At 58.7% G+C, this 25,876-nt stretch carries 21 protein-coding genes; 9 read left to right on the top strand and 12 right to left on the bottom strand.

The features are described from left to right. Positions 1–8: 8 nt before the first annotated feature. Positions 9–1,028 (bottom strand): deoxyribose-phosphate aldolase, encoded by a 1,020-nt coding sequence (gene deoC, locus MUY35_RS10445; RefSeq protein WP_248367647.1) that lies wholly within the window; start codon positions 1,026–1,028, stop codon positions 9–11. A gap of 335 nt (positions 1,029–1,363) precedes the next feature. Between deoC and MUY35_RS10440 the strand changes: the two genes are divergently transcribed. The 5 genes from MUY35_RS10440 (at position 1,364) to MUY35_RS10420 (ending at position 6,888) form a co-directional block, all read left to right on the top strand. Beyond that, positions 1,364–2,986: a peptide ABC transporter substrate-binding protein gene (locus MUY35_RS10440; protein ID WP_248367645.1), complete on the top strand. Its 1,623-nt coding sequence runs from the start codon at positions 1,364–1,366 to the stop codon at positions 2,984–2,986. 71 nt (positions 2,987–3,057) lie between these two features. Then, positions 3,058–3,999 (top strand): oligopeptide ABC transporter permease OppB, encoded by a 942-nt coding sequence (gene oppB / locus MUY35_RS10435; RefSeq protein WP_248367643.1) that lies wholly within the window; start codon positions 3,058–3,060, stop codon positions 3,997–3,999. 10 nt (positions 4,000–4,009) lie between these two features. Beyond that, a complete protein-coding gene (locus MUY35_RS10430) occupies positions 4,010–4,918 on the top strand; it encodes an ABC transporter permease subunit (RefSeq protein ID WP_248367641.1) in 909 nt (302 codons plus the stop codon). Between the two features lie 12 nt (positions 4,919–4,930). Beyond that, positions 4,931–5,905, top strand: a complete 975-nt coding sequence (locus MUY35_RS10425; RefSeq protein WP_248367637.1) for an oligopeptide/dipeptide ABC transporter ATP-binding protein — start codon at positions 4,931–4,933, stop codon at positions 5,903–5,905. Then, complete coding sequence (locus MUY35_RS10420) at positions 5,902–6,888, top strand: oligopeptide/dipeptide ABC transporter ATP-binding protein (protein WP_248367634.1); 987 nt, start codon at positions 5,902–5,904, stop codon at positions 6,886–6,888. The genes MUY35_RS10425 and MUY35_RS10420 overlap by 4 nt, the downstream gene beginning before the upstream one ends. Before the next feature lie 49 nt (positions 6,889–6,937). On the opposite strand, the gene MUY35_RS10415 is transcribed toward MUY35_RS10420, so the two are convergent. Beyond that, positions 6,938–7,129 (bottom strand): heavy-metal-associated domain-containing protein, encoded by a 192-nt coding sequence (locus MUY35_RS10415; protein WP_248367630.1) that lies wholly within the window; start codon positions 7,127–7,129, stop codon positions 6,938–6,940. Positions 7,130–7,279: 150 nt separating this feature from the next. Here MUY35_RS10415 and MUY35_RS10410 point away from each other — a divergent pair, with 150 nt between their 5' ends. From MUY35_RS10410 to MUY35_RS10395, 4 genes are all read left to right on the top strand, one after another. Next, positions 7,280–9,745, top strand: coding sequence for a heavy metal translocating P-type ATPase (locus MUY35_RS10410; RefSeq protein WP_248367627.1), 2,466 nt, complete (start codon positions 7,280–7,282; stop codon positions 9,743–9,745). After that, entirely contained in the window at positions 9,742–10,149 is a 408-nt protein-coding gene (cueR, locus tag MUY35_RS10405; RefSeq protein ID WP_248367611.1) for a Cu(I)-responsive transcriptional regulator, read from the top strand. The genes MUY35_RS10410 and cueR overlap by 4 nt, the downstream gene beginning before the upstream one ends. 99 nt (positions 10,150–10,248) lie before the next feature. Then, positions 10,249–12,930 carry a bifunctional acetate--CoA ligase family protein/GNAT family N-acetyltransferase gene (locus MUY35_RS10400; RefSeq protein WP_248367599.1) on the top strand — a complete coding sequence of 894 codons (2,682 nt, stop codon included), beginning with the start codon at positions 10,249–10,251 and terminating at the stop codon, positions 12,928–12,930. A 25-nt stretch (positions 12,931–12,955) separates the two neighbouring features. After that, entirely contained in the window at positions 12,956–13,879 is a 924-nt protein-coding gene (locus tag MUY35_RS10395) for a histone deacetylase family protein (RefSeq protein WP_248367597.1), read from the top strand. Here the strand turns inward: MUY35_RS10395 and MUY35_RS10390 are convergent, their stop codons facing one another. The 10 genes from MUY35_RS10390 to xdhA form a co-directional block, all read right to left on the bottom strand. Beyond that, positions 13,880–14,953, bottom strand: coding sequence for an FAD-binding oxidoreductase (locus MUY35_RS10390; protein ID WP_248367596.1), 1,074 nt, complete (start codon positions 14,951–14,953; stop codon positions 13,880–13,882). It lies immediately after the preceding gene. Positions 14,954–15,089: 136 nt separating this feature from the next. Continuing rightward, entirely contained in the window at positions 15,090–15,596 is a 507-nt protein-coding gene (locus MUY35_RS10385; protein WP_248367594.1) for an EF-hand domain-containing protein, read from the bottom strand. A 128-nt stretch (positions 15,597–15,724) separates the two neighbouring features. Continuing rightward, positions 15,725–16,804 carry a BMP family ABC transporter substrate-binding protein gene (locus MUY35_RS10380; RefSeq protein ID WP_248367592.1) on the bottom strand — a complete coding sequence of 360 codons (1,080 nt, stop codon included), beginning with the start codon at positions 16,802–16,804 and terminating at the stop codon, positions 15,725–15,727. 1 nt (position 16,805) lies between these two features. Then, positions 16,806–17,600: an ion transporter gene (locus MUY35_RS10375; protein WP_248367589.1), complete on the bottom strand. Its 795-nt coding sequence runs from the start codon at positions 17,598–17,600 to the stop codon at positions 16,806–16,808. Positions 17,601–17,609: 9 nt separating this feature from the next. Next, the gene (locus tag MUY35_RS10370) at positions 17,610–18,533 is read right to left on the bottom strand and encodes an ABC transporter permease (RefSeq protein WP_248367587.1); all 924 of its coding nucleotides are present in this window, start codon (positions 18,531–18,533) and stop codon (positions 17,610–17,612) included. 11 nt (positions 18,534–18,544) lie between these two features. Next, positions 18,545–19,630: an ABC transporter permease gene (locus MUY35_RS10365; protein WP_248367585.1), complete on the bottom strand. Its 1,086-nt coding sequence runs from the start codon at positions 19,628–19,630 to the stop codon at positions 18,545–18,547. After that, positions 19,627–21,108, bottom strand: a complete 1,482-nt coding sequence (locus MUY35_RS10360) for an ABC transporter ATP-binding protein (protein ID WP_248368205.1) — start codon at positions 21,106–21,108, stop codon at positions 19,627–19,629. Before MUY35_RS10360 ends, MUY35_RS10365 begins: the two co-directional genes overlap by 4 nt. Positions 21,109–21,112: 4 nt before the next feature. Beyond that, the gene (xdhC, locus tag MUY35_RS10355; RefSeq protein ID WP_248367574.1) at positions 21,113–22,105 is read right to left on the bottom strand and encodes a xanthine dehydrogenase accessory protein XdhC; all 993 of its coding nucleotides are present in this window, start codon (positions 22,103–22,105) and stop codon (positions 21,113–21,115) included. Continuing rightward, positions 22,102–24,378: a xanthine dehydrogenase molybdopterin binding subunit gene (xdhB, locus tag MUY35_RS10350; protein WP_248367564.1), complete on the bottom strand. Its 2,277-nt coding sequence runs from the start codon at positions 24,376–24,378 to the stop codon at positions 22,102–22,104. Before xdhB ends, xdhC begins: the two co-directional genes overlap by 4 nt. Then, on the bottom strand, positions 24,375–25,745 hold the full coding sequence (gene xdhA / locus MUY35_RS10345; RefSeq protein WP_248367562.1) for a xanthine dehydrogenase small subunit: 1,371 nt from the start codon (positions 25,743–25,745) through the stop codon (positions 24,375–24,377). Before xdhA ends, xdhB begins: the two co-directional genes overlap by 4 nt. Between the last annotated feature and the right edge of the window lie 131 nt (positions 25,746–25,876).

Genomic DNA, 25,876 nt, shown 5'->3' with positions numbered 1-25,876 from the left:
CAATGCCCTCAGCCCATCGGGTGGCGGTAGGTGGCCGAATAATGGCCGGTCACGTGGTGTTCCAACTGGCGTTCGATATCGCCCAGAAGCGAGCTGGCGCCAAAGCGGAACAGGTCGGGCGTCAGCCAGTCGTCGCCCAGTTCTTCCTTGATCAGGGCCAGATAGGTGATCGCGTCCTTGGCTTTCGAAATGCCGCCCGCAGGCTTGTAGCCGACGCGATAGCCTGTCGCTTCGTAATAATCACGAATTGCCCGGATCATGACCAAACTGACGGGAAGGGTTGCGTTCACGCTTTCCTTGCCGGTCGAGGTCTTGATGAAGTCGGCCCCGGCCATCATGCAGACAAGCGAGGCGCGCGCGACATTGCGCAAGCTGCCCAGTTCACCTGTGGCAAGAATGGCTTTCACATGCGCGTCGCCGCAGGCCTCTCGGAAGTCACGCATCTCGTCGTAAAGCGCCTGCCAGTTGCCGGTCAGCACATGGCGGCGCGAAATCACGATGTCGATTTCCGAGGCCCCGGCGCGCGCACTTTCGCGGATTTCTTCGACCCGCAAGTGATAGGGACTGAGGCCCGCGGGAAAGCCGGTCGATACGGCGGCAACCGGTAGGTTAACCCCCAAATGGTCCAGCGTATCCACGGCGGTCGCGATCATGTCGTGATAGACGCAGACGGCACCCGTAGTAATCTCATCGACGCCCAAGGCTGTCATGATCTCGGGCCGCACGGGATGGGCCGCTTTGGCACATAGTCGGCGCACCCGCCCCGGTGTGTCATCACCCGCCAGTGTGGTCAGGTCGATCATGGTGATGGCCTTCAAAAGCCATGCAGCCTGATGATCTTTTTTGACGCTACGCCGACCGGGCAGGGAAGCGCAACGGCGTTCAATTGCGGATGTGTTGGCCTGAACGGCGCGCACCCAGTTCATGTCCAGGTCCATGCCCGGATTGCGTGAATGGGCCACTTGCGGCAACTGCGCAATGTCCCGGTCCACCCCAGAGGCGCGGGCTGATGTCTGTTCGCTTTGCACGGATTTCCCTCGGATTGGTCCAGTGGGTTTATGTTGGTCTAAGGTTCGCACGAGCATTCTGGATTGGCAATAATGCAGGTGCAGTTGGCATTGGATGCCAGAATTGCCGTCATTTTCACGAAATAATCGCCATATTCACGAAGTTCGCCATCTGAGTACGGCGATACGACCTCTCGACTTGTTGAAAAAACGACAGTGCTGCAAGCTGTTGTTTCTCGCGACAAGATGCGCATAGGATGCTTCATCGGTGATTGCCGGAGGGCTGAGTCTCTCGCGGAACGATTGAGTTCTGTTTACGGCATCATCCCGCAAAAAACTGACTAGGGAGAACCTTCATGAACATTACAATCAAAGCTGCCCTGCTAGGCTCGGCACTTGCGCTTGCCAGCCCCGCCTTGGCAGCCGGCACCCACCCGGACACCGGCGAGGCGCTCGCGGATAGCCAGATTTATACTTATCGCATGTTGGACGACGTCAAATCGTTTGACCCTCAGATCAACACCGATGTCGAAGGGTCGCACATTTTGCGTGACCTGTTTGAGGGGCTGGTGAACTCGGACCCGCAAGGCAATTCGGTTCCCGGTGCGGCGGAAAGTTGGGAAGTGTCGGAAGACGGCCTGACCTATACGTTCAAGCTGCGCGACGCAAAATGGTCGAACGGTGATCCGGTGACCGCAGGCGATTTCGTCTATGCGTGGCAGCGTCTGGCTGACCCCGCAACCGCGTCGGAATACGCTTGGTACATGGAGCTGATGGGTGTCGAGAACGCCACGAAAATCGTCGCCGGCGAAATGGCCGCTGACATGCTGGGTGCGACAGCCGTTGATGATAAGACGCTTGAGGTCAAGATCGACGCGCCGCGCCCCTATTTCCCCGGTATGCTGACACATGCGTCCACCTTCCCGGTCAACCAAAAGGTGCTTGAAGAACACGGCGATAACTGGACCAAACCCGGCAATCTGGTTGGCAACGGCGCCTTTGTCCTGACCGACTATGTACCGGGCGTGAAAGTCACGCGCGAACGCAACGAGATGTATTGGAACAACGACAAGACCGTTCTTGAACAGGTCGTCGCCTTGGTGATCAACGATGAAAACATCGCTCTGACTCGCTATGATGCAGGCGAAGTTGATAAAACCGACGTGCCCGCAGGCCAATACCCGGCCCTGAAGGAAAAACTGCCGGACGAGACCTATTCGACACCGCGGTCGTGTTCCTATATCTATATGTTCAACCTGCGCGAAGATGGCCCTGAGGCTCTGAAGGACGTCCGTGTTCGCAAGGCGTTGTCCTATGCGCTGAACCGCGACGTCATCGTCGACAGCATCCTGAAAGGCGGCCAATACCCGTCATATAACTGGACGCACCAGAAGACGGCTGGTTTTGAAATGCCAGAAATCGACTATGCGACGTGGTCGCAGGACGAGCGTATGGCAAAAGCCAAAGAGCTTCTTGAAGAAGCGGGTTACGGCCCCGGCGGCAAGCCGCTTGAGCTAACGCTGAACTACAACACGTCCGAAGCGCACAAGAAGATTGCAATCGCTGCGTCGCAAATGTGGAAGCAAGCTTTGGGTGCCAATATCACGCTGGCCAACTTCGAATGGAAAGTGCATCTGGACAAGCTGCGCAACGGCGACTTTGGCATGGCCCGATATGCATGGTGTGGCGACTATAACGAGCCGTCCACCTACACCGACCTGTTCACCACGACATCGGGCCACAACAACGGTAAGTATACCAACCCGAAATATGACGAGTTGGCGAAGGCTGCGAAGACTTCTGCGAACCCTGCGGAAGAATACAAGCAGATGGAGCAATTGCTGGCGGACGACATGCCGATCGTTCCGGTGTACCAGTATACTCAGGTGATCATGGTTAAGCCGGACCTGAAGGGATACCCGTTTGAAGACCTTATGAACAACGTTTATTCCCGCACGATGTATCGCACGGCTGAATAAGCCACGCTGTTCTAATCACTTTGGGCTGGTCCGGGAAACCGGGCCCGCCCGTCATAAAACGGGGTCTCCATATGCTGGGATTTGTTCTTCGTCGCATTGCGATGGCTGTGCCTGTTATCCTGATTTTGATCGTATTCTCGTTCGTTCTGATGCGCGCCGCGCCCGGTGGTCCGTTCACAAAAGAACGCGCGCTGCCGCCGAAGGTGTTAGAGAATATCAATGCCAAATACGGGCTTGATGATCCCTTCCTCGTTCAGATCGGCACCTATCTGAAAAACATCATCTTCCACTTCGATTTCGGCCCGAGTTTTGTTTATCAGGACAGAACGGTGAACCAGATCGTCGCGGATGGCTTCCCGGTTACACTGACCTATGGGTTCTGGGCCTTCTTTTTTGCGGTGCTGATCGGCGGTGCGCTAGGCATTGCCGCCGCCCTGAAGCAAAATACCTGGATCGACTATCTGGCTGTCGGATTTTCCATCGGTGCGCAGGCGTTGCCCAACTTCATCATGGCCCCGATCCTTGTGCTGGTGTTCACACTGTGGCTGAGCTGGCTGCCGGGTGGCGGCTGGTGGGGTGGGCCGGGTGACCCGAACTCCTATTCTTCCTATCTGGTCATGCCTGTCATCGCGCTTGCGACCTCGTATCTGGCGTCAATCGCGCGGCTGACGCGATCTTCGATGCTTGAGGTGCTGAACTCGAACTTCGTCCGCACCGCGCGCGCCAAGGGGCTTCCCGACCGAACGATCGTTCTTCGCCATACGCTGAAGCCGGCGTTGATCCCGGTGATCTCTTATCTGGGACCGGCGTTTGTTGGCATGATCACTGGTTCGGTTGTTGTTGATATGTTTCTGTCAACCGGCGGCATCGGCAAAGATTTTGTGCAAGCTGCACTGAACCGGGACTATTCGGTGATCATGGGGATTACGATCCTTGTTGGTATGCTGACGATCCTTTTCAACCTGTTGGTGGACGTGCTGTACGCATGGATCGACCCACGTATTCGGTACTGAGGGCGCGCGCATGGCACATGTTACAGACATAGTAGACACGACCGAAGTGATCAAAGGCCGCTCGCTGTGGCAGGACGCGCGGGCGCGCTTTTTCCGAAACAAGGCGGCTGTTGCGGCGCTTTTTATATTGATCCTCGTCTCGCTTTTCGCGCTGTTCGGCGGGTTTCTAACGCCCTGGTCGAATGAGGAGATTGACTGGAACCTAATGGGCGACGTCCGCACCCTTGGTGGACCTTCGATTGAAACCGGCCATTATTTCGGACTTGATCCGCTCGGGCGTGACCTGTTCGCCCGTGTCGTGCAGGGCACGCAGATTTCGCTGATGATTGGTATCGTCGGAGCGTTGATCTCGGTCATTGTGGGCACGCTTTATGGCGCGACCGCTGGTTTTATCGGTGGGCGGCTGGACAACATTATGATGCGGATCGTCGATATCCTGATGGCGATCCCGTACATGTTCGTCCTGATCCTGTTGCTGGTGGTGTTCGGGCGCTCGATTTTCATGCTGTTTGTCGGCATCGGCTTGATTTCGTGGCTGGACATGGCGCGGATCGCGCGCGGCCAGACTCTGTCGATCAAGAACAAGGAGTTCGTGGAAGCTGCGATTGCGACGGGTGTTTCGACGCCGAAGATCATCATCCGCCATATCGTTCCAAACCTGCTTGGCGTTGTGATCGTTTACGCGACGCTTCTGGTGCCCTCGATGATCATGTTTGAAAGCTTTATCTCGTTCCTCGGTTTGGGGGTTCAAGAGCCATTGACCAGTTGGGGCGCGTTGATCAACGAAGGGGCCGGGCAGATGCGCTATGGCACGTTGTGGATGCTGGGGTTCCCCCTCTTCTTCTTCCTGATCTCGTTGTTTGCGTTCTTTTTCTTTGGTGACGGTCTGCGCGATGCGCTTGACCCGAAAGACCGGTAGGGGTTTAGCGATATGGCACTTCTTGAAGTACGCAACCTAAGCGTTCATTTCGACACCCCGGACGGAACCGTCACCGCAGTGGACGGGATCAGTTTTGACTTGATCGCGGGAGAGACGCTTGGCGTGGTGGGCGAAAGCGGGTCGGGCAAAAGCCAGACGGTGTTTGCCATCATGGGGTTGCTGGCCCGAAATGGCCAAGCCACTGGATCGGTCAAGCTGGCGGGCGAAGAAATCCTGAACATCTCGACCAACAAACTGAACAAGATCAGGGCCGAAAAGATCGCAATGATCTTTCAGGATCCGATGACCTGCCTGAACCCGTTCATGTCTGTTTCCGACCAGATGGCCGAGGTGTTGACGCATCACAAGGGGATTTCGAAATCTGACGCGGTGCGGCAATCGGTCGATATGCTCGACGCGGTAAGGATTCCTGAGGCGAAAAAACGCATTTCCATGTATCCGCACGAGTTTTCCGGCGGTATGCGTCAACGGGTCATGATCGCAATGTCGCTTCTGTGCAAGCCCGACATTCTGATCGCGGACGAGCCGACGACGGCGTTGGACGTGACTGTTCAGGCGCAGATCATGAAACTGCTTGAGGACCTGCAAAAGGAATTCGGCATGTCCATCATCCTGATCACCCATGATCTGGGTGTGGTCGCGGGGGCGTGTAGGGAAACGCTGGTCATGTATGGCGGGCAGCAGATGGAATATGGCACCACCGTCGGTCTGTTCGAAATGCCGACCCATCCTTATACGATGGGTCTTTTGAAGGCCGTTCCGCGTCTGGATGTCGAAAGCGAACGTCTGGCGACCATTCCGGGCAGCCCGCCTAACATGATGAACATGCCGGTCGGCTGTCCATTTTCGCCTCGCTGTGAATTTGCGATAAAAGACTGCGCCACGACCCGCCCGACCCTGGACGGCGTTGCAGGCCGCAAAGTGCGCCGACGTGCCTGCCTTAGACCCTTGGAGGAGCTTGTATGAACGCCCAGTCCCCTCTGCTATCCGTCCGTGACCTGAAAGTCTGGTTTGACATCAAACCCAAAGGCGCGATGCCGTGGACCGCACCAGACAAGTTGAAAGCTGTTGATGGTGTCGATTTCGACCTGATGCCCGGCGAAACCCTTGGCATTGTGGGCGAAAGTGGCTGTGGCAAATCCACGCTCGCGCGCGCCATCATGCGCATGGTTCCGTCCGAAGCAGGCACGGTCCTGTGGCTTGGCGATGACCTTCTTACGCTTAGCAAGCATGAAATGCGCGGGCACCGAAAAGAAATGCAGATGATCTTTCAGGATCCTTTGGCATCCCTGAACCCGCGTATGACAATCGGTCAGATCGTTGCAGAGCCGCTTAAGACCCATCACCCGAATCTGTCGAAGACCGAGGTGAAGGACCGCGTGCGCGAAGTGCTGGACCGAGTCGGCATTCTGCCCAACATGATCAACCGATATCCGCACGAATTTTCTGGCGGCCAATGTCAGCGGATCGGGATCGCGCGTGCGCTGATTGTGAAACCGCAGCTGATCATCTGTGATGAACCGGTGTCGGCGCTGGATGTGTCCATTCAGGCGCAGGTGATCAACCTGCTAATGGAGATTCAGGAAGATATGGGCCTGAGCCTGATTTTCATCGCGCATGACCTTTCCGTGGTGAAGCACATCTCGACCCGCGTCATGGTGCTTTACCTTGGCAACGTGGTGGAAATCAGTGAGGCCGAGCAGCTTTATCGCGCGCCGGGTCACCCCTATACACAGGCGCTTATTTCGGCCGTTCCAATTCCGGACCCAAAAGCGAATGCTGCACGCGAAATTATGATTTTGGATGCGGATTTGCCGTCGCCACTGGATCCTCCATCTGGATGCGTGTTCCGAACGCGCTGCCCACATGCGATTGCCGTCTGCTCAGAAACCAAGCCGCCGTTGACGGATCGCGGAAACGGTCAGCAAGTGGCCTGCCACGTGATCTGACAGATTTGGAAATGCTTCGATGAAAACCCCGGCACGCGTCGGGGTTTTCTTATTTGGGGCTGGCCGGAAAGCCGATACCGTCCAGCGCCGTGACGACGGCTTCGGGCGACAGGTTAGATACGTCCACTGTGCGCGCCTCCATATCAAAAGTCAGCTGTTCGCCGCCCAGTTCGGTCAACACTTCGGTGATCGAAGCTTTGCAGTGTCCGCAGCTCATATCGGGCACGTGGAACGTCGTCATTGGGTAACCCTTTCGCATAACTATCACTCCTCTTTGAATAGGCTGGTCACCAGCTGCGTCAAGCTGTCTTGCAGGAACTTCGCCACGGGCTCTTGACCTTCCAGCAACTGGAAGCCTTATGTGCCAGGCAACAAGACACCGGAGTCCCACATGACTGCTGCAACCACATTGTCCCTGAAGCTCGACAACCTGTCCTGCGCGTCCTGCGTAGGCCGTGCCGAACGTGCGTTGACTGCTGTCGAAGGTGTGTCGACCGCGCCCGTCAACTTGGCCACCGAAACCGCGCGGGTAGAGTTTTCCACACCCGCGACAGCAGATGCGCTGGCGGGCGCGTTGGACCGCGCAGGCTATCCCGCGCGCCGTGAAACTGTTGTTTTCGAGGTTGGGTCGATGACCTGTGCGTCCTGTGTGGGGCGGGTTGAACGAATGCTCAAGGCGACGCCCGGCGTGTTGGAGGCGCGGGTGAACCTCGCCTCGGAACGCGCCTTCGTGACCTATCTGGCCGGGGCCACGACGCCTGAAACCCTTGCAGCCAAGATCACCAAAGCGGGCTTTCCCACAAGACCCCGCGAAGATACAGAAAGCACTGGGCCACGGGACAAGGCCGCCGAGGCACAGACGCTCAAACGTAAGGCGCTTTTGGCGGCCGCCCTGACGGCGCCGGTGTTCATTCTTGAAATGGGCGGGCATGTATTCCCCCCCCTTCATCATTGGGTGCAAAGCACCATCGGGCTTGAAACCTCGCTCTGGATTCAGCTTATCCTGACAACTTTGGTCATGGCTGGGCCGGGCCGGATATTTTTCACCAAGGGGTTTCCAGCGCTTTTGCGCGGCGCACCCGAGATGAACGCACTGGTCGCGCTGGGCACGTCGGCGGCCTATCTTTATTCACTCGTTTCTGTGCTGGCGCCGGGTATCCTGCCAGCCGGCACGGCGAACGTTTATTTCGAAGCTGCCGCGGTCATCATCGTGTTGATCCTGATTGGCCGCTGGATGGAAGCCCGCGCCAAAGGCCGCACGGGCGAGGCGATCCGCGCATTGGTCGCGCTTGCCCCGAACGACGCGCTGGTCGATGTGGATGGGCGAACCGTCACACGCCCCCTTGCGCAAGTAGTCACCGGCGAGATCGTGGTGATCCGCCCCGGTGAACGGGTGCCACTGGATGGCGAAGTGATCGAGGGTGAAAGCCTTGTGGACGAAAGCATGATCACCGGCGAACCTGTTCCCGTTGCGAAGGCGGCAGGCGACACGGTGACCGGCGGGACCGTCAATGGAACGGGCGCGCTGAAGGCGCGTGTCACGGCTGTTGGCCCAGACACGTTGCTGGCGCAAATTGTCCGCATGGTCGAAGACGCGCAGGGCGCACGCTTGCCAATCCAAGCGCTGGTCGACCAGATCACGGCGGTTTTTGTGCCGGTGGTGATGGCGATTGCCGCCCTGACTGTTTTGGTCTGGCTGGTGATCGGCCCTGATCCAGCACTTGGCTTGGCTTTGGTCGCCGGGGTTTCGGTTCTGATCATTGCCTGCCCTTGCGCGATGGGGCTGGCCACGCCGACCTCGATCATGGTCGGCACCGGGCGGGCGGCGCAATTGGGAGCGTTATTTCGGCGCGGCGACGCCTTGCAGGCCCTACAAGCCGCGCAAATTGTGGCGTTCGACAAGACGGGCACGCTGACGGAAGGTCAACCCAAACTCACGGCGTTCGAAGTTGCCGAAGGGCGGGATGCCGATGAGGTTTTGGCGATCGTCGCCGGGGTTGAGGCGCAAAGTGAACACCCATTAGGGCAAGCGATCCTGCGCGGCGCGCAAGACCGCGGTATCACACTTGCGAAGGTACAGGATGTGCAGACGGAAACGGGTTTCGGTTTGCATGGGCAGATCGGTGAACAGCGCATTCTTATCGGGTCACGGAAATACATGGCACGTGAAAAGGTGCCACTGACCGGGTTTGAAAACCGCGCCGAGCCAATGCGTGCACGCGGCGAAACCGTGTTCTTTGCCGCGATTGATGGGCAGCTTGCGGCGTTGATTGGCGTCTCGGACCCTGTGAAACCTGAAGCAGAAGGCGCACTGCGCGCCCTTCGGGCCATGGGGAAGGAAATCGCGATGATCACTGGCGATGATGCCGCCACCGCACAGGCTATTGCTGATCAGCTTGGGATTTCCCATGTGGACGCGGGCGTGTTGCCCGGCGGCAAGGTTGATGCGGTCGAGGCCCTTCAGGCGCGCTATGGCAAAGTTGCTTTTGTGGGCGACGGCATCAATGACGCCCCGGCACTGGCCCGCGCCGATGTGGGGCTGGCAATTGGCACCGGCACCGATGTCGCGATTGAGGCGGCGGATGTTATCCTGTCCTCAGGCTCGCTGTCAGGCGTGGTCGACGCGTTTGAAATCAGCCGGCGCACCATGACCAATATCCGCCAGAACCTGTTCTGGGCGTTTGGCTACAACGTTCTTCTGATCCCGGTCGCGGCGGGCGTGCTTTACCCGGTTTGGGGCATCTTGCTGTCCCCGATGCTGGGGGCGGGGGCGATGGCGGCCTCGTCGGTATTGGTGCTGACAAACGCGCTGCGCCTGCGCTTCGTCCGCCCGTTGTTGGAGGAGGAGGTATCATGAACATCTCGGATGCTGCGAAACGCACTGGCTTGCCTGCAAAGACGATCCGTTATTACGAAGACATTGGGCTGGTCACGCCGAACCGGGATACCAACGGGTATCGCGTTTTTGCGGGCAAGGACCTGCACAAGCTCACTTTTCTGGCGCGATCACGTGCGCTTGGGTTTTCGATCGGTGATTGTCGGGCGTTGCTGGCGCTGTACGAGGATCAGTCGCGCGCAAGTGGCGATGTGAAGCAGATCGCCTCCGAACACTTGCGACAGATCGAGGTGAAGATCGCCGACTTGGTTGCAATGCGCGACACCTTGTCGGACCTTGTGCACGCGTGTTCTGGCGATGACAGGCCGGATTGTCCTATCCTGAAGGGTATCGAACACGCCAACAAACCTGTTCAGAAAGCTTGAGGCACATCAAAGACAAGCCCTGTTCGTACGCGCAGAGATGGGGCAGGAGGAGTTATCGGCTCGCCCGTCGGGTAAGCTATGTGCGAAGGACCAAATTGCATGGACAAAAGCCCGCTTAGCCCCCTGTTCGATCCCCGCTCGGTCGCCGTGTTCGGGGCCAGCCCGTCAGGCAATTCCGTAGGCGCGTTGGCTTATGCCAATCTGATAGCCGGTGAATTTGATGGCTCTGTCGTTCCGATCAACCCAAAACACAAGACCATCGGTGATGTGGCCTGTCACAAAAACATCTCGTCCGTAACGCATGACATTGATCTGGCCGTCATCGCAACGCCTGCGCGGACTGTGCCCGGCATCATGCGCGATTGCGCGGCGGCGGGGGTGAAAGCGGCGATTGTTCTGTCGGCGGGGTTCGGCGAGGACGACCCGAAAGGGCGCGACTACGAGGCGCAGGTCATCAACGAAGCGCGTAAGGGCGGCATCCGTTTTCTGGGGCCCAATTGCGTCGGGCTTGTTCGGCCATGGATTGGGCTGGATGCCACTTTCCTGCGATCACAAGCGCCCAAAGGGCGGCTTGCGATGGTGTCTCAGTCGGGAGCATTGATCTCGGCGATTGCCGATTGGGCGGGGCCGCATCATTCGGGGTTTTCGGCGATGGTGTCGCTGGGCAGCTCGCTTGATGTCGATATCGGGGACACGCTGGATTACTTGGTGAATGACCCGAAAACCGATGCGATCCTATTGTATATCGAAGGCGTCAAAGACGCGCCGAACTTCATGTCAGCGATGCGCCGGGCGGCGCGCCTGAAGCCGGTCATCGTGTTGAAATCCGGTCGTCACGTTGGCAGCGCAAAGGCCGCACATACTCACACAGGCGCGTTGATCGGATCGGACGAGGTCTTTGACGCCGCGCTGGAACGCGTTGGCGCGGTTCGGGTCAATACGCTTGGACAGCTTTTTGCCGCCGCCGAGCTTTTAGCGAATACCAAAAAAACCACGGGCGACCGGCTGTGTATTATCACCAATGGTGGGGGTGCAGGCGTGCTGGCCGCTGACCGTGCGGGCGATCTGGGCCTGTCCTTACCACCGCTGTCTGATCCGACGCGCAAGGCGCTGGATAAGGTGCTGACAGCTTATTGGAGCCACACAAACCCCGTTGATATTCTGGGCGATGCAACGCCCGAAGCCTATGGCGCTGCTGTCAAGGCCACGATTGCCGATCCGGGCGTTGACGGGGTGTTGGTTTTGCTGACCCCACAGGCGATGACCGACCCAACGGCTGCCGCTCAGGCGGTGAAGGACGCACTGCCAAAGCGTAACAGGAAACCCGTTTTGGCCAGTTGGATGGGCGAAGATGTCGTGGCCGAAGGTCGGGTCCTGCTATCTGAAGCCGGAATATCGGTCTATGAAACGCCGGAACGGGCGGTCGAGGGGTTTTCCTACCTCGCCCAGCACCATCGCAACCGCAAATTGTCGCTTGAAGTGCCGCGCGCGCGCGCGTTCGAACAGGGTCTTGATCTGGACGGCGCTCGAATGATCATCGCCAATGCGCTATCGGCAGGTCGAACGATGCTGTCGGACACCGAAAGCAAAGCGCTTCTGGCTGCTTTTAACATCCCCGTAAACCTGACGATCGAAGCAAAGGCCGCCAACGACGCGTTGATCGCAGCCCAGACGGTCGGGTTCCCGGTTGCGATGAAGATTTCGTCGCCGGATGTGTCGCATAAGACCGATGTTGGTGGCGTGAAGATCAACGTGGCCCACGCGGCGACAGTCACACGTGCGTTTCATGAAATCGTGCAAAGCGTCAAGAAGGCGTTGCCCGACGCTCATATCTCGGGCGTCACGGTCGAAGCGATGTCCCACTTGCGCCAAGCCCGCGAGCTTGTGATTGGGGCAAGCCGTGATCCGGTGTTTGGCCCGACGATCCTGTTTGGCGCGGGTGGCATAATGGTCGAGGTAGTGAAAGACAGCGCGGTGGCCTTGCCGCCGTTGAACTCGGTTCTGTCCGAGCGGCTGATCAATCGCACCCGTGTCTCAAAAGCGCTGGACAGCTTTCGCGACTATGATCCTGTCGATAAGGCCGAGGTCGTGGAAGTGTTGAAGCGCGTGTCTATCATCGTCAGCGAACTTCCCGAAATCGTTGAGCTTGATATAAACCCGCTGTTTGCCGGGCCAGACGGCGTGTTGGCCGTGGATGCCCGGATCACCATCGCGCGACCGCCGTCGATTGACGGGCGATATGACCACATGGCCATCCACCCCTATCCCCGCCACCTAGCGCGTCAAACTTTGCTGTCGGACGGCACACCCCTGACGATCCGCCCCATTCGCCCCGAAGATGCGGAAAGCGAAAAACAATTCATGCGCGATTTGTCGGACGAGGCGAAATTGATGCGCTTCATGGGGTCAGTGAACGAGCTGAGCCCAGAACTTTTGGCGCAATTCACCCAGATCGACTATCGCCGCGAAATGGCATTGGTCGCCATGGCCGAAATCGACGGCGAGTCGGTGCAGGTTGGGGTCGCGCGCTATGTGATCAACCCCGACTGGAAAAGCTGTGAATTCGCCGTCGTCGTCTCGGACCGGATACAGAAGCAGGGATTGGGCACGACGTTAATGAAAGGTCTTTTCAAAGCAGCGCAAGACCATGGACTTGACGTAATCGAGGGCACCGTTTTGCGTAAAAATGCGCCCATGCTGCGCCTGATGAAAAGCCTGGGCTTCACGCAGCGCCCAGACCCGGATGACCATGATGTGGTGATCGTCGAACGCGAGCTGTGAGCTAAGGTAAAGGAGAGGAGACCGGATGCTATCCATCGTATCGCACCCAGAGTGCAGAGAGCATGACGCAGGTCCGCTGCACCCCGAAAGCAAAGCGCGGCTGGACGCGATCAACAACCAATTGATCATGTCCGGCATGGATTATGTGGTGCGCCACCGCGATGCGCCGCTGGTCGAACGCGCCCAGTTGGAACGGGTGCATGATGGCGACTATCTTGATCGCGTTTATGCGCTTGCACCGGGGCAGGGGATGGACAGCGTCGAAGTGGACGGCGACACCGTCATGAGCCCCGGAACCCTGCGCGCGGCAGAACGTGCTGCGGGCGCAGGTGTTCTGGGCGTCGATCTGGTTATGTCCAACGACGCAAACCCCGTTTTCTGCATGGTGCGACCACCGGGCCACCACGCCGAACGCGACAAGGCAATGGGGTTTTGCCTGTTTAACAACATTGCCGTGGCCGCCGCTCATGCGCTTGACGGTCACGGATTGTCTCGCGTGGCGATCATCGATTTTGATGTGCACCACGGCAATGGCACGGAAGAGATCTTCAAGTCCGACAATCGCGTGCTGTTCTGTTCCAGCTTCCAACATCCGTTCTACCCCTTCACCGGGCATGAGAAGGAAAACGACAACCTTGTCGATATCCCCTTGTCAGCAGGTGCTGGCAGCGCCGAGTTTCGCGAGGCGGTCAGCGCCCACTGGTTGCCGCATCTGAAGGCGTTCAAGCCGGAGTTCATCTTCATCTCGGCCGGGTTCGACGCCCATGTCGCGGATGATATGTCCAGTGTTCAGTTGACCGATGCAGACTATGAGTGGGTCACGCGCGAGCTGAGGGCCATCGCGGATGAATTCGCGGATGGGCGGATCGTTTCGATGCTGGAAGGCGGGTATGAACCGGACGTTCTGGCGCGCTCGGTCGTCAAACACTTGAATGTGCTGCTGGGCTGATCAGGCGAACCGTGTGGGGCTAAGCGTTGCCACGATTGTTTGACCCAGAACGGGTGTCGTGCCTGCGACCAGATCGGCCAGCAGCTGTGACGCGGCGGGGCTGGTTTGAAAGCCATACCCGCCTTGGCCCGCGCACCAAAGAAAACCTGCGTCCTCTGGCGCCGGTCCAATCACAAGATTGCGGTCGGGCGCAAAACTGCGAAGCCCAGCCCAGTTGGCGATCATCCGATTAACCGGCTCAGTCACCATCTCTTCGTATCGCGCAAGGCCTTCCGCCAGCACCATGTCATCTGCCCAGGCGTCGTGGGGGTCCATCGGGTCAGCTTCGGCGGGCGACACGATCAACGCGCCCGCATCGGGCTTTGCATACCAGCTTTCGCCAGCCCCCATGAACAGAGGCCATGTTGTGACGTCTCGTCCACCCGGTGCTGGAATACGTGCCATTGAGCGGCGATAGGGCTGAATGCCGATCGGTGGTATACCCGCCAATGCGGCGATCTGGTCCGCCCAAGCGCCGGCTGCATTGACCAGCGACTTTGCCGCGAAAACGCCTTTGGGGGTCGTGACCTCCCACCGGTCTGGAAGCCGCTTGATCTTGGTGACTTTCGCGCCGCTGACCACCTTGCCGTTGGCGCGGATATCCCGTGCGAAGTTCTGGATCAACAGGTCTGTGTCGATATCCCAAGCATCCGCGTGATAGCCCGCACCAGAAAAGTTTTCCAAATTCAGGATCGGCACCAAGGCCAAGGCTTCGTCCGCTGCGACCCGATCCAGCCGCATGTCGACAAGGTCCTGCGCCAGCGTGTCTTCCTGCCCCTTACCTGCGACGATCAACAGTCCACGCGGGCTGAGCACCCCGCCATTAGCGGTTTCGTGAAACTGGCGTGACGCCCGGTTGAGCTCAACCACGCTGGGCGCGCCATAGCTTTGTTCAAAGACCGCCGCGGACCGGCCAGAGGCATGATAGGCCAGCGCGTCTTCCGCCTCCAGAAGCGTGACAGTGCCAAGTTGCGACAGGCGGGCGCCAGCAGACACCCCCGCGATGCCGCCGCCAATAATGATAAAATCGTCCATGCCAGTGCCTCGTCGATCTAAGTAATCAGATCGGGGGAATACCCCGTGCGCAGACCCTGACATGCGGCTTAAAAAAGGAAAAGGCCCCGATCCGATCAGAGCCTTCCTTACTTTGTGCACCTAATGCCGGGTCACGCTACATCCGACCAAAGTCTTCTGCCGTCAGAACGCCATCGCCGTTTCGGTCCTGTTGTGGGAACCACAGATCGACGCCTTCAAGAAACTCGGCGCGCGTGACCTCTCCGTCGCCGTTCAGGTCAGCGTTTTCAAGGGCCATGGACATCGCGGCGTTTTGCTGGCCCATACCTTGGCCACCGCCTTTACCTTGGCCTTTGCCTTGGCCCATGCCTTTGCCGCCACCTTGCCCCATACCCTTGCCTTGCGCGATGCCGTGTTCCTGCATGTCCGCCTCGCGGGCCTCATCAAACTGGACGTATTCATCGGCGGTCAGGATGTCGTCTTCGCTGGTGTCAAACGTGGTGAAGATGTCGCCGCGCCGTTCGCGCACCTCTTCGATCGACACGGACCCGTTTTCATCCAGATCCCAGTTTTCAAGGAAGTGGGCGCCGGGTTGGTTCTGGGCGATGGCTGGTAAGGCCAAAGCAATGGCGATACTGGCGACGAGAAGGGAAGTTTTGCGCATGATATGCTCCGTTCATGTGTATATGCGTTAAACGGAATGCCTTCGAAGTTCCGTCGCTAAAAGTTCCACTTTCACAAAAAAAGACCCCGCCCGAAGGCGAGGTCCAGTCAGATCTTACGATCTGGTGATCAGTTCGAGGGGATTTCGCCTTCGATGCCTTCGACATAGAAGTTCATGCCAGCCAGCGTTCCGTCATCTGCGGTCTCACCTTCGGCAAGCCAGGCTGATCCGTCTTGCTTGTTCAGCGGACCGGTGAAGGCGTGGTATTCGCCCGAGGCAAGGCTGTCACGCAGCGCTTCGGCTTCGGCCTTCACGTCGGCAGGCACGGCGTCCGTGATCTCGCCGATGCCAACCATGCCAGAACCGATACCGTCCCATGTCGATACGCTTTCCCATGTGCCGTCCATAACGGCCTTGGTGCGTGCGATGTAATAGGGTGCCCAGTTGTCGATGATCGACGACACACGCGGCATTGGCGCATAATCTGACATGTCGGATGCCTGCCCGAAGGTGATGATGTTTCCGGCTTCTTGCGCGGCGGCTTGCGGCGCGGTCGAATCCGTGTGTTGCAGGATCACGTCGGCTCCCTGTTCGATCAGTGCTTTGGCGGCGTCTGCTTCTTTGGCCGGATCAAACCAAGTGTAGGCCCAGATGATCTTGAACTGAACGTCCGGGTTCACCTTCTTGGCGTGGATATAGGCCGAGTTGATGCCACGGATAACTTCCGGGATCGGGAATGACGCGATGTAGCCGATGATGTTCGACTTGGTCATCTTGCCAGCGATATGGCCCTGAACGGCGCGACCTTCATAGAAACGTGCGGAATAGACCGACACGTTCGGCGCTGTCTTATAGCCGGTGGCGTGTTCAAACTTGATGTCCGGGAACTTCTCGGCCACGGCCACGGTCGCGTCCATATAACCAAACGACGTGGTGAAGATCAGGTCTGCGCCCGCCAAAGCCATTTGCGTGATCGCACGTTCGGCGTCTGCACCTTCCGGCACGCTTTCTTGATAGATCGTTTCGACGCTATCGCCGAACTCTTCTTCTACGGCCAGACGGCCTTGGTTGTGTTCGTAGGTCCAACCACCGTCGCCGACGGGGCCGACGAAGATAAAGCCGACCTTTGTCTTGTCTTGGGCCTGGGCCGCGCCGGCAAGGCCAGCAGCCAAGGCCACACCGGCCAATAGTGTTTTTACTGCACGCATATCATTCTCCCTTGATGGATTGAGCAGATTTGGGGTTTTCAGTTTCGGGTTCGTCCTCGTCTCCGTTTTCGGCGTTCTCACGGATACGACGTTGAATATTTGTTTCGCTTTCAAGCAGCGCGGCGGTCACGATGGCCGACGGCACGGCGATCACGCCAAGCCCGATGAACAGCACGAAGGTGGTGAAAATCCGGCCGCCGGGTGTGATCGGGAACATGTCGCCATAGCCCACAGTCGTGAAGCTTGCGACGGCCCACCACAGGCTGTTTGGGATCGACGAGAATACCTCGGGTTGGGCGTCATGCTCGAACACATAGATGCCCACGGCGGATACATAGAGCATCAGGCCAGCAATCACGCCGAACACCGCCAGCTCTCCTCGGACTTGCCCAAAAGCGACCACGAGGCGCTCCATCGCGTGAGAACCGCGAAAGAGCTTCAGCAAGCGCACAAGACGCAAAAGCCGGAAGGTCCGAACGACCTGCCACTGCGGGGTCAGAAACGCGATGGCCGGTGCGATGCTCAGCAGATCTATGATGCCCCAGAAGCTGAATGCATAGCGCAACGGGCGCGGGGCAGACACAAGACGCACAATGTATTCGACTGAAAAGACGGCCAACAAGCCGATCTCGAACGTGAACAGCAACCGGCGCAAGTTGGCTGGCAATTCCGGCATGGTTTCAAGCGCGATCGCGACGGCAGATAAAACGATCAACCCGTCCATGATGCGGCCAACATTCACGCGGCCCAAGGGCTTGTGTCCGTCAAGGATCTCGTGAATGTCGGGTTTGATCATAAGGGAAACCTAGTGCGTCGCGTGGAAGATGCGCCCAAGTGATCCGGGCGCGCCGTGTTGGCCACGCAAAGAGATAACCACAAGCACAAGAATTGTCACGACATAGGGGCTCATCGCCAATATCTCGACGGGGATGGCGGCGCCTGCGGCCTGCAGGTTCAGTTGAAGCACGGTGATCCCGCCAAACAGATAGGCCCCCAGCAGAACACGCCACGGCCGCCAACTGGCGAACACGACGATGGCAAGGGCGATCCAGCCGGCCCCGGCGGTCATACCTTCGACCCATTGTGGCACCCGGACAAGGCTGACATACGCCCCGCCCAACCCTGCACACGCGCCGCCAAAGGCAATGGCCATCAGACGCACACGCACCACTTTGTAACCCAGCGCGTGGGCTGCATCGTGGTTTTCGCCAACCCCCCGCAGGATCAGACCCGCGCGGGTGCGCGTCAGCACATACCACGTGGCCGTCACGATGATCAGGCTGACATAGACCATGGGATCATGACGAAATAGGATGGGCCCAAGCACCGGGATGTCGCTCAGCAGCGGGATGTCCCATTTGGCCATGCTGGGCGCTTTCATCCCCTCATAGGGTTTGCCGATCAGCGATGACAAGCCCAGTCCGAAGAGTGTCAGACCCAGCCCCGTGGCGACCTGATTGGACATAAGATACAGCACCAGAACGCCAAACAGCATCGACAGTGCGGCCCCGGCAACGGCGGCAGCGACAAAACCCATGGCGGGGCTGCCGGTATTCACGCCGATGGCAAAGCCCACCACAGCCCCGGTGATCATCATGCCTTCGACCCCAAGGTTCAGGACGCCTGCCTTTTCGACCACCGCTTCGCCAATGGCGGCCAGCAGGATTGGCGTAGCTGCAACCATCAAAGACGCCAGAAGAAGAAGCGGGTTGATTTGACTTAGATCCATCGTCGTTCTCCTTACGCCGTCGCGTTTTTGTTGAAGCGGATGCGGTAATGCGACAGCACGTCCATCGCCAGAAGGAAGAACATCAGCATGCCTTGGAACATCTGTATGGCCGCGCCGGGCAGGCCCAGCATAAGTTGTGCCAACTCGCCTCCGATATAGGTCAACGCCATCAGAAGCCCGGCCAGCAGGATGCCGATGGGATGCAAGCGACCAAGAAAGGCCACGATGATCGCGGTGAACCCGTAGCCGGAATTGAAGTCGATGGTGACCTGACCGGCTGGACCGGACACTTCAAACAGGCCCGCAAGCCCTGCCAATGCCCCCGATGTGCCCAGACAGAACAGGATCAGCCGGGTCGGATTGACGCCTGCAAACCGAGCCGCGCGCGGGGCTTGGCCCGTCAGGCGCACCTGAAAGCCCAGCATATGCCGGGTCAGCAGCACATAGGCAAATATCACTGCAATGAAGGCCGCCGCCACGCCCCAATGCATGCCAGTCCCGCCGATGATCTCGGTGTTATAAGCGGCGGGGAAGTCGCGGAAATTGCGCGAGCCGGGGAAGCCCATGCCTTCGGGGTTTTGCAGCAATCCTTGGCTGACCGAGGCCAACAGGTTCTCGGCCACATAAACCAGCATCAGGCTGACCAGAATTTCATTGGTGCCGAATTTCACTTTCAAAAGGCCGGGAATCATCGCCCAAGCCCAGCCGCCGATCGCGCCCGCCAACACCATGGCCGGGAAGATCAGGATGCTGTCAGATGGATAGAACGCCAGACCAACACCGGCCCCGCATATCGCGCCCATGATGTACTGACCTTCTGCACCAATGTTCCAGATGCCAGCGCGAAATCCGAGGCTCAGGCCAATCGCGATCAAGATCAGCGGCGCGGCTTTCACCAGAAGCTGTGGGCGGGAATAGGGGCCGAAGGTTTCGTGAAATAGCGGGTCCCAGAAGATGGTGCGGATCGCCTCAAGGGGGTCTTTGCCCAGCATCCAGAACATGATGCCACCGGCGATCATCGTGGCGATGACGGCAAGAATCGGTGTAAAGCCCGCCCAGAACCGGGATGGCTGGGGACGTTTTTCCAGATGTATCATGCCGCCGTCTCCTTCTCGACGCCGCCCATCATCAGGCCGATTGTCTCAACATCCAGGCCTTGGGTCGGCACAGGCTCGGCCAAACGACCTTCGTTCAATGCGGTGAAGCGATCGGCGATCTCCATCAATTCGTCCAGATCCTGACTGATCACGACGACCGCTGCCCCGTGATGGGCAAGGTCCAGAAGCGATTGGCGAATGTCTGCGGCGGCCGAGGCGTCGACGCCCCATGTCGGTTGGTTCACCACCAAAACCTCGGGCCGCTGCAGCACTTCGCGGCCAATGACGAATTTTTGCAAATTGCCACCAGACAGCGACCCAGCGGTATTGTCGGGACCGGGCGTCCGCACATCAAATTCTTCGATGACCTTGCGGGCAAACCGTTCGGTCCTGCGCCAGCGAAGAAACCCACGTTCGACAAGGTTTTCGCGAACAGCGCCTGTCAGAAGAGCGTTTTCCGTCAAGCTCATTTCAGGCGCGGCAGAATGGCCAAGTCGCTCTTCGGGGGCGGTCAACAGGCCGCGCGCGCGCCGTGCATTCGGGTGCAGCGACCCGATATCTTCGCCCGCCAATGCGATGGTCCCGCTTTGGGCACGGCTTTCACCGGACAGAACCGCCAGCAGTTCATCCTGACCGTTGCCTGCAACACCGCCAACGCCCAGAATCTCGCCTTTGCGCACCTCTAGCGTGACGTTTCTAAGATTGGTGCCAAACTCGTTTGGGGATTTCATTGACACGCCAGACATCGACAAGGCGACTGGGCCGGGGGTCGCAGCCTCGCGGAAGGGGACGTGGAGGGTGTCGCCCACCATCATTTCCGCCAGCTCACGCGCGGATTTTTCGCGTGGATCACAGGTATCAACCACCTTGCCCAACCGCAAAACCGTAGCGTGTTCACACAAGGAACGGATTTCTTCAAGCTTGTGCGAGATATACAGGATGGCGGTGCCTTCAGCCGTTAATTTGCGCAGGGTTTCAAAAAGGATATCAACCTCTTGCGGGGTCAGAACCGAGGTCGGTTCGTCCATGATCAACAGTTTTGGGTCTTGCAATAGGCAGCGAATGATTTCGACCCGCTGGCTTTCCCCGGCAGACAGTTCGCCCACGATGCGGTCCGGATCAAGCGGTAGGCCATAGGCCTGGCTCACGTCACGGATACGCGTCGAAAGCGCGCGCCGATCCGGTGGATTGTCCATTCCAAGCGAAATGTTTTCGGCCACCGACAGCGCATCAAACAAGCTGAAATGCTGAAAAACCATCGTCACGCCAGAGCCGCGCGCGGCTGCCGGGTTGACTGGCGTAAAACTTTCGCCCCGCAGCGTCATCTGGCCCGCGTCGGGTTTGACGAGGCCATAGATCATTTTCACGAGCGTCGATTTGCCAGCCCCGTTTTCCCCAAGCAGGGCGTGAACCTCGCCCGGCAGGATCGAAAACGACACTTGGTCATTGGCCACAACACCCGGGTAGGCTTTCGTCATCCCTTCAAGTGTCAATAGCGCGTCGGCTTGGCGCGAATCTCCTGTCACCTGGCGTTCCCCTGTTGGTTTTTTCGTTGTTTGCCGCGCTCTTAAGTAGTGCGGAGGCAACCCCTACTGCAATGGCCTGAGGGGCCTTCCCAAGGCCCGGATCACCGATCGGGCATTGAATTCTGTTGATCTGTGCGGCGCTGTGGCCAAGCGCGGCCAACCGTTTTTGAAACCGCGCCCATTTGGTGGCCGAGCCGATCAGTCCGGCACTGGCGAACGAGCCCGACAAGATCGCATGGCAAAGCTCTAGATCCAGGTTGTGACTGTAGGTCAGCACAAGATGGTGCGCGTTTGATGGCGCTAGCGCCGCCGCCGCTGCTGGGTTTGCGGCTGGCAGGGCCGTAACGCCCGCCGGGACCACTGTGGGAAATCGGTCTGCGGTCGTGTCGACCCATGTGATTGCCAGATCAGGCAGTGGGGCCAACACATCGATGATCGCACGCCCCACATGGCCTGCGCCAAAAATCCAGACCGGCGTGGTCGGCTGCGCAAGTGGCTCGATCATCCAATCTTGCATCAACTGAGGGGCCGGACGCACACCCTGCGCCCTTACCCGATCAAGCACGCGTTTCACAGCCAAGGGTGCAATGTCGGTTGGTGTAACGGGTCTTGCGACGATGCCGTCTTGCGCCAAACGTGCAGTGTCCCTAGCGCTGTAGCATTCGGTCAGCAGCGTCACTGCCCCGCCGCAGCATTGGCCCAAGGCAGGACCCAAAGGCATGCGATTTAATGTCGACTTCCTATCGCCCGCCAGCAGGGAGCGCGCAGCGTCCACCGCGCGGTATTCCAGCTCGCCGCCGCCGATGGTTCCGCTTTGACCGCCGGGCCAAACCAACATGGATGCCCCGACCTCGCGCGGGGTTGAACCGGCGGTGTCTGCCACGACAACGCGGGCAACGGGTCCGTGCTGGGTTATCACCTCGGCAAGCTGCGTCAGATCAAAGCTCATCGCGCGCGCACCCGGCTGACGGCCTTCAAGATTTCTTCTGGTGTGGCAGGCGCATCCATGTCGTGGAACCCGTTACCACAGGCAGACACCGCATCGGCAAGGGCAAGCCATGCGGAAATGCCCAGCATAAACGGGGGTTCGCCCACAGCTTTCGACCTGAAAATCGTGTCCTCGTGGTTGGGCTGGTCCCAAAGGTCAACATTGAAGACACGGGGCCGGTCTGAACACGCCGGTATCTTGTAGGTCGACGGGGCGTGTGTTCGCAGTCTCCCCTTGTCGTCCCACACCAATTCTTCGGTGGTCAGCCAACCGGCACCTTGAACATAGCCGCCTTCGATCTGCCCGATATCCAAAGCAGGGTTCAGGCTGCTGCCAGCATCATGCACAATATCGGTGCGCAGGATGCGGTTTTCGCCCGTCAGTGTGTCGATCACGGCCTCGGTCAGCGCGACGCCGAGGGCGAAATAAAGGAAGGGGCGGCCTTGCCCTTTGATCCGATCCCACGTGATGTCGGGCGTCTTGTAGAACCCCGTCGCAGACAGGCTGACACGCGCCTCATAGGCCGACTTAGCCGCCTTGGCAAAGGTGACGGAGTGCCCGCCGGGTGCGCTCAGCGATCCATCGGCAAAAATGATATCGTCGGAGGAAATGCCCCAAAGATCGGCGAAATGTTCAGACATACGATGACGTATGGCAAAGCACGCCGCCTGCACCGCCATGCCGTTCAGGTCAGACCCGGACGATGCGGCGGTGGCCGAGGTGTTGGGCACTTTCGCCGTGTCGGTCGCGGTGATTTTAACCGCTTCCATCGGCACCCCGAAACAACGTGTTGCGACCTGCGCCACCTTCTGAAACAGGCCTTGGCCCATTTCAGTACCACCGTGGTTCATGCGGATCGACCCGTCAGCATAGACGTGGACCAGCGCGCCTGCTTGATTCAGGTGGGTTAGGGTAAAGCTAATCCCGAACTTAACCGGCACATAAGCCAACCCTTTCTTAAGGATTGGGTTTTCAGAATTGAACGCGTTGATGTCAGCGCGCCGCACGGCGTAATCTGACCGTTCTAGCAGTGCGTCGGTCATCGCTGGGATGTGAAAACCATCGACTGTCTGGCCGTAATGTGTGGTCTGCCCGTTTTCATAGAAATTCGCCCGACGCACGGCGATCGGTTCAAGGCCTTGCGCGGCTGCGATGTGGTCCAGAATACGCTCGATGCCGAAAACACCCTGCGGCCCGCCGAAGCCTCGGAATGCGGTGGCGGATGCCGTGTTGGTTTTCAAACGGTGGCTTTCGATCCGCACGGCTGGCAGAAAATACGCATTGTCCGCATGCAGCATAGCCCGGTCTGCAACCGGCAGCGACAGGTCTTGTGCCCAGCCACAACGGGCGAGCTGCGTGACCTCCAACCCCAATATGCGGCCCTGATCATCCACGCCAACCCGATAGGTGATCCGAAAATCGTGACGCTTGCCAGTGACCACCATATCGTCGTCACGGTCATAGCGCATTTTGCAGGGGCGACCGGTTTTCTGTGCAACAACGGCGCAGGCTACGGCCAACGCGTTGCCCTGACTTTCCTTACCACCAAAGCCGCCGCCCATCCGACGGGTTTCAACCCGGATGCCGTGCATCGGAACGCCCAACGCCTCGGCGACCTTATGTTGGATTTCGGTCGGATGCTGGGTCGAGCTGTGGACCAGCATGTCGCCCGCTTCCTGTGGGATGGCCAAGGCGGCTTGACCCTCAAGATAGAAGTGTTCTTGCCCGCCCAATTCAAACGACCCGTCCAGAACGTGCGGTGCCGTATGGATGGCATCGCTGGCCGCGCCGCGTGACCAGATGACCGGACCGCCTTCAAACCGGCTGTCGGCGGCCATCGCATCGTCGATGGTCAGGATGGCGGGGCGTGGGTCGATGGTGATTTCGGCTTGTCGCGCGGCTTTGCGGGCGGCGAGGTGCGAGGTGGCGACAACCAAAAAAATCGGCTGACCGTGATAGAAAACCTCGCCCGTTGCCAGCAGCGGTTCGTCATGCACCGACGGAGAAACGTCGTTGGTGTGGGGCAGGTCAATCGCCGTCAGCACATCGACGACGCCCGGTGACTGGCGCACTTTTGACAAATCCGCACGGGTGATCACGCCGCGCGCCGTATCGCTCAGACCGAAAGCCAGATGCAGGCAGTTTGCGGGTCTAGGGATGTCGTCGACATACCGTGCCTCGCCGGTCACATGAAGGCGGGCGGAGTCATGGGGCAGGAGCTTGCCAACACTCATGGCTGCACCTCTAGAACCGAAGTCGTCAGACCTTGATCTTCATGCCAATAGCGTAACAACAGATTCTGGGCGGTTTTCGAACGATATTCAGCCGAGGCGCGCATATCCGACATGGGCGTGAAGTCTTTGGCGAAAGCAGACAGGGCGGCTTGCACGTTATCTTCTGTCCACGGCTGGCCAACCAATGCGGTTTCGACATGGGTCGCCCGCTTTGGGGTGCCCGCCATGCCGCCAAAGGCGATCCGTGCATCGGTTATAATTCCATCTTCGACCGAGATGTTGAACGCCCCCAAAACGGCTGAAATATCCTGATCGAACCGTTTTGACAGCTTATAGGCCCGCAGGCGATCTGGCTGGCGTTTGAACGATACGGCCTCGACAAATTCACCAAGTCTGCGGTCTTGCTTCCCGTAGTCGATAAAGAAGCTTTCCAGTGGGATCGCACGTGTTTCGCTTCCACGGCGCAGATGCAATATCGCGTCCAATGCGATCAGCGCGGGGGGTGCGTCGCCGATGGGTGACCCGTTGGCGATATTGCCGCCAATTGTCGCGACATTGCGCACTTGCAACGAGGCAAAGCGGCGCAACATTTCGGCAAAATGGGGGTGATGAGGGGCGATTGCGCCGCGCAAATCCTCCAACGTGACGCCCGCGCCGATCCGGATTTCGTCATCGGTGATACGAATATCGCGCAGGTCTTTGACGCCGTTCATAAAAACAACCGGCGTCAGATCGCGCAACGCTTTGGTTGCCCACAAACCAACATCCGTCGCGCCCGCGACAAGGGTCGCATGAGGCATGGTCATAAGGGCGTGCGCAAGTTCGTCCGTTGTTTCTGGTCGGGTAATATCCTTGTCGTCGGCTTCGTCAGGCATGGTGCCAGCGCGTGGGTCAAAGTCCTCGGTCACGCCATGTTCGGCCACGTCACAAGCGGCGCGGATGATCGGCGCATAGCCCGTGCAGCGACACAGGTTTCCCGCCAGAACATCGTCGTGACTGGCGTCGCCGTTCAGATGGGCTGTCGCCAATGACATCGTGATTCCGGGGGTGCAGAACCCACATTGCGAGCCGTGCATATCGATCATGGATTGTTGCGCGGGATGCAATTCATTGCCGTTCGCCAAACCTTCGACCGTGGTCAGCGACTTGCCGTTCAACTGCCCCAGAAACAGAATGCAGGCATTAACCGCTTTCGCGCCATGTTCGTCGGTGACCATGATCGTGCAGGCACCGCAATCCCCTTCGTTGCAGCCTTCTTTGGTACCAGTAAGCCCTTGAGTGTCGCGCAGCCAATCCAGCGTCGACCGCGTGGGGTCCACGTCACGTAAGGTCACACTCTCTCCGTTCAGAAGAAAGGCGATATCCATGAGAATCGTCCCGCCGCGTTACCCTGTCATGGCCCCATTTTGCGTGTCTTCGATGCGGCGTAGAAAACAGGCGGGGTTGTTATCGTTTGGATTAACAAAGCCGAGAATCATCGTTGTGGCAAGAAAATCCT

Origin of the sequence: Aliiroseovarius sp. S1339, assembly GCF_023195695.1 — a bacterium.
Taxonomy (GTDB): Bacteria; Pseudomonadota; Alphaproteobacteria; order Rhodobacterales; family Rhodobacteraceae; genus Aliiroseovarius.
This window is presented reverse-complemented; position numbering and strand designations above follow the sequence as displayed.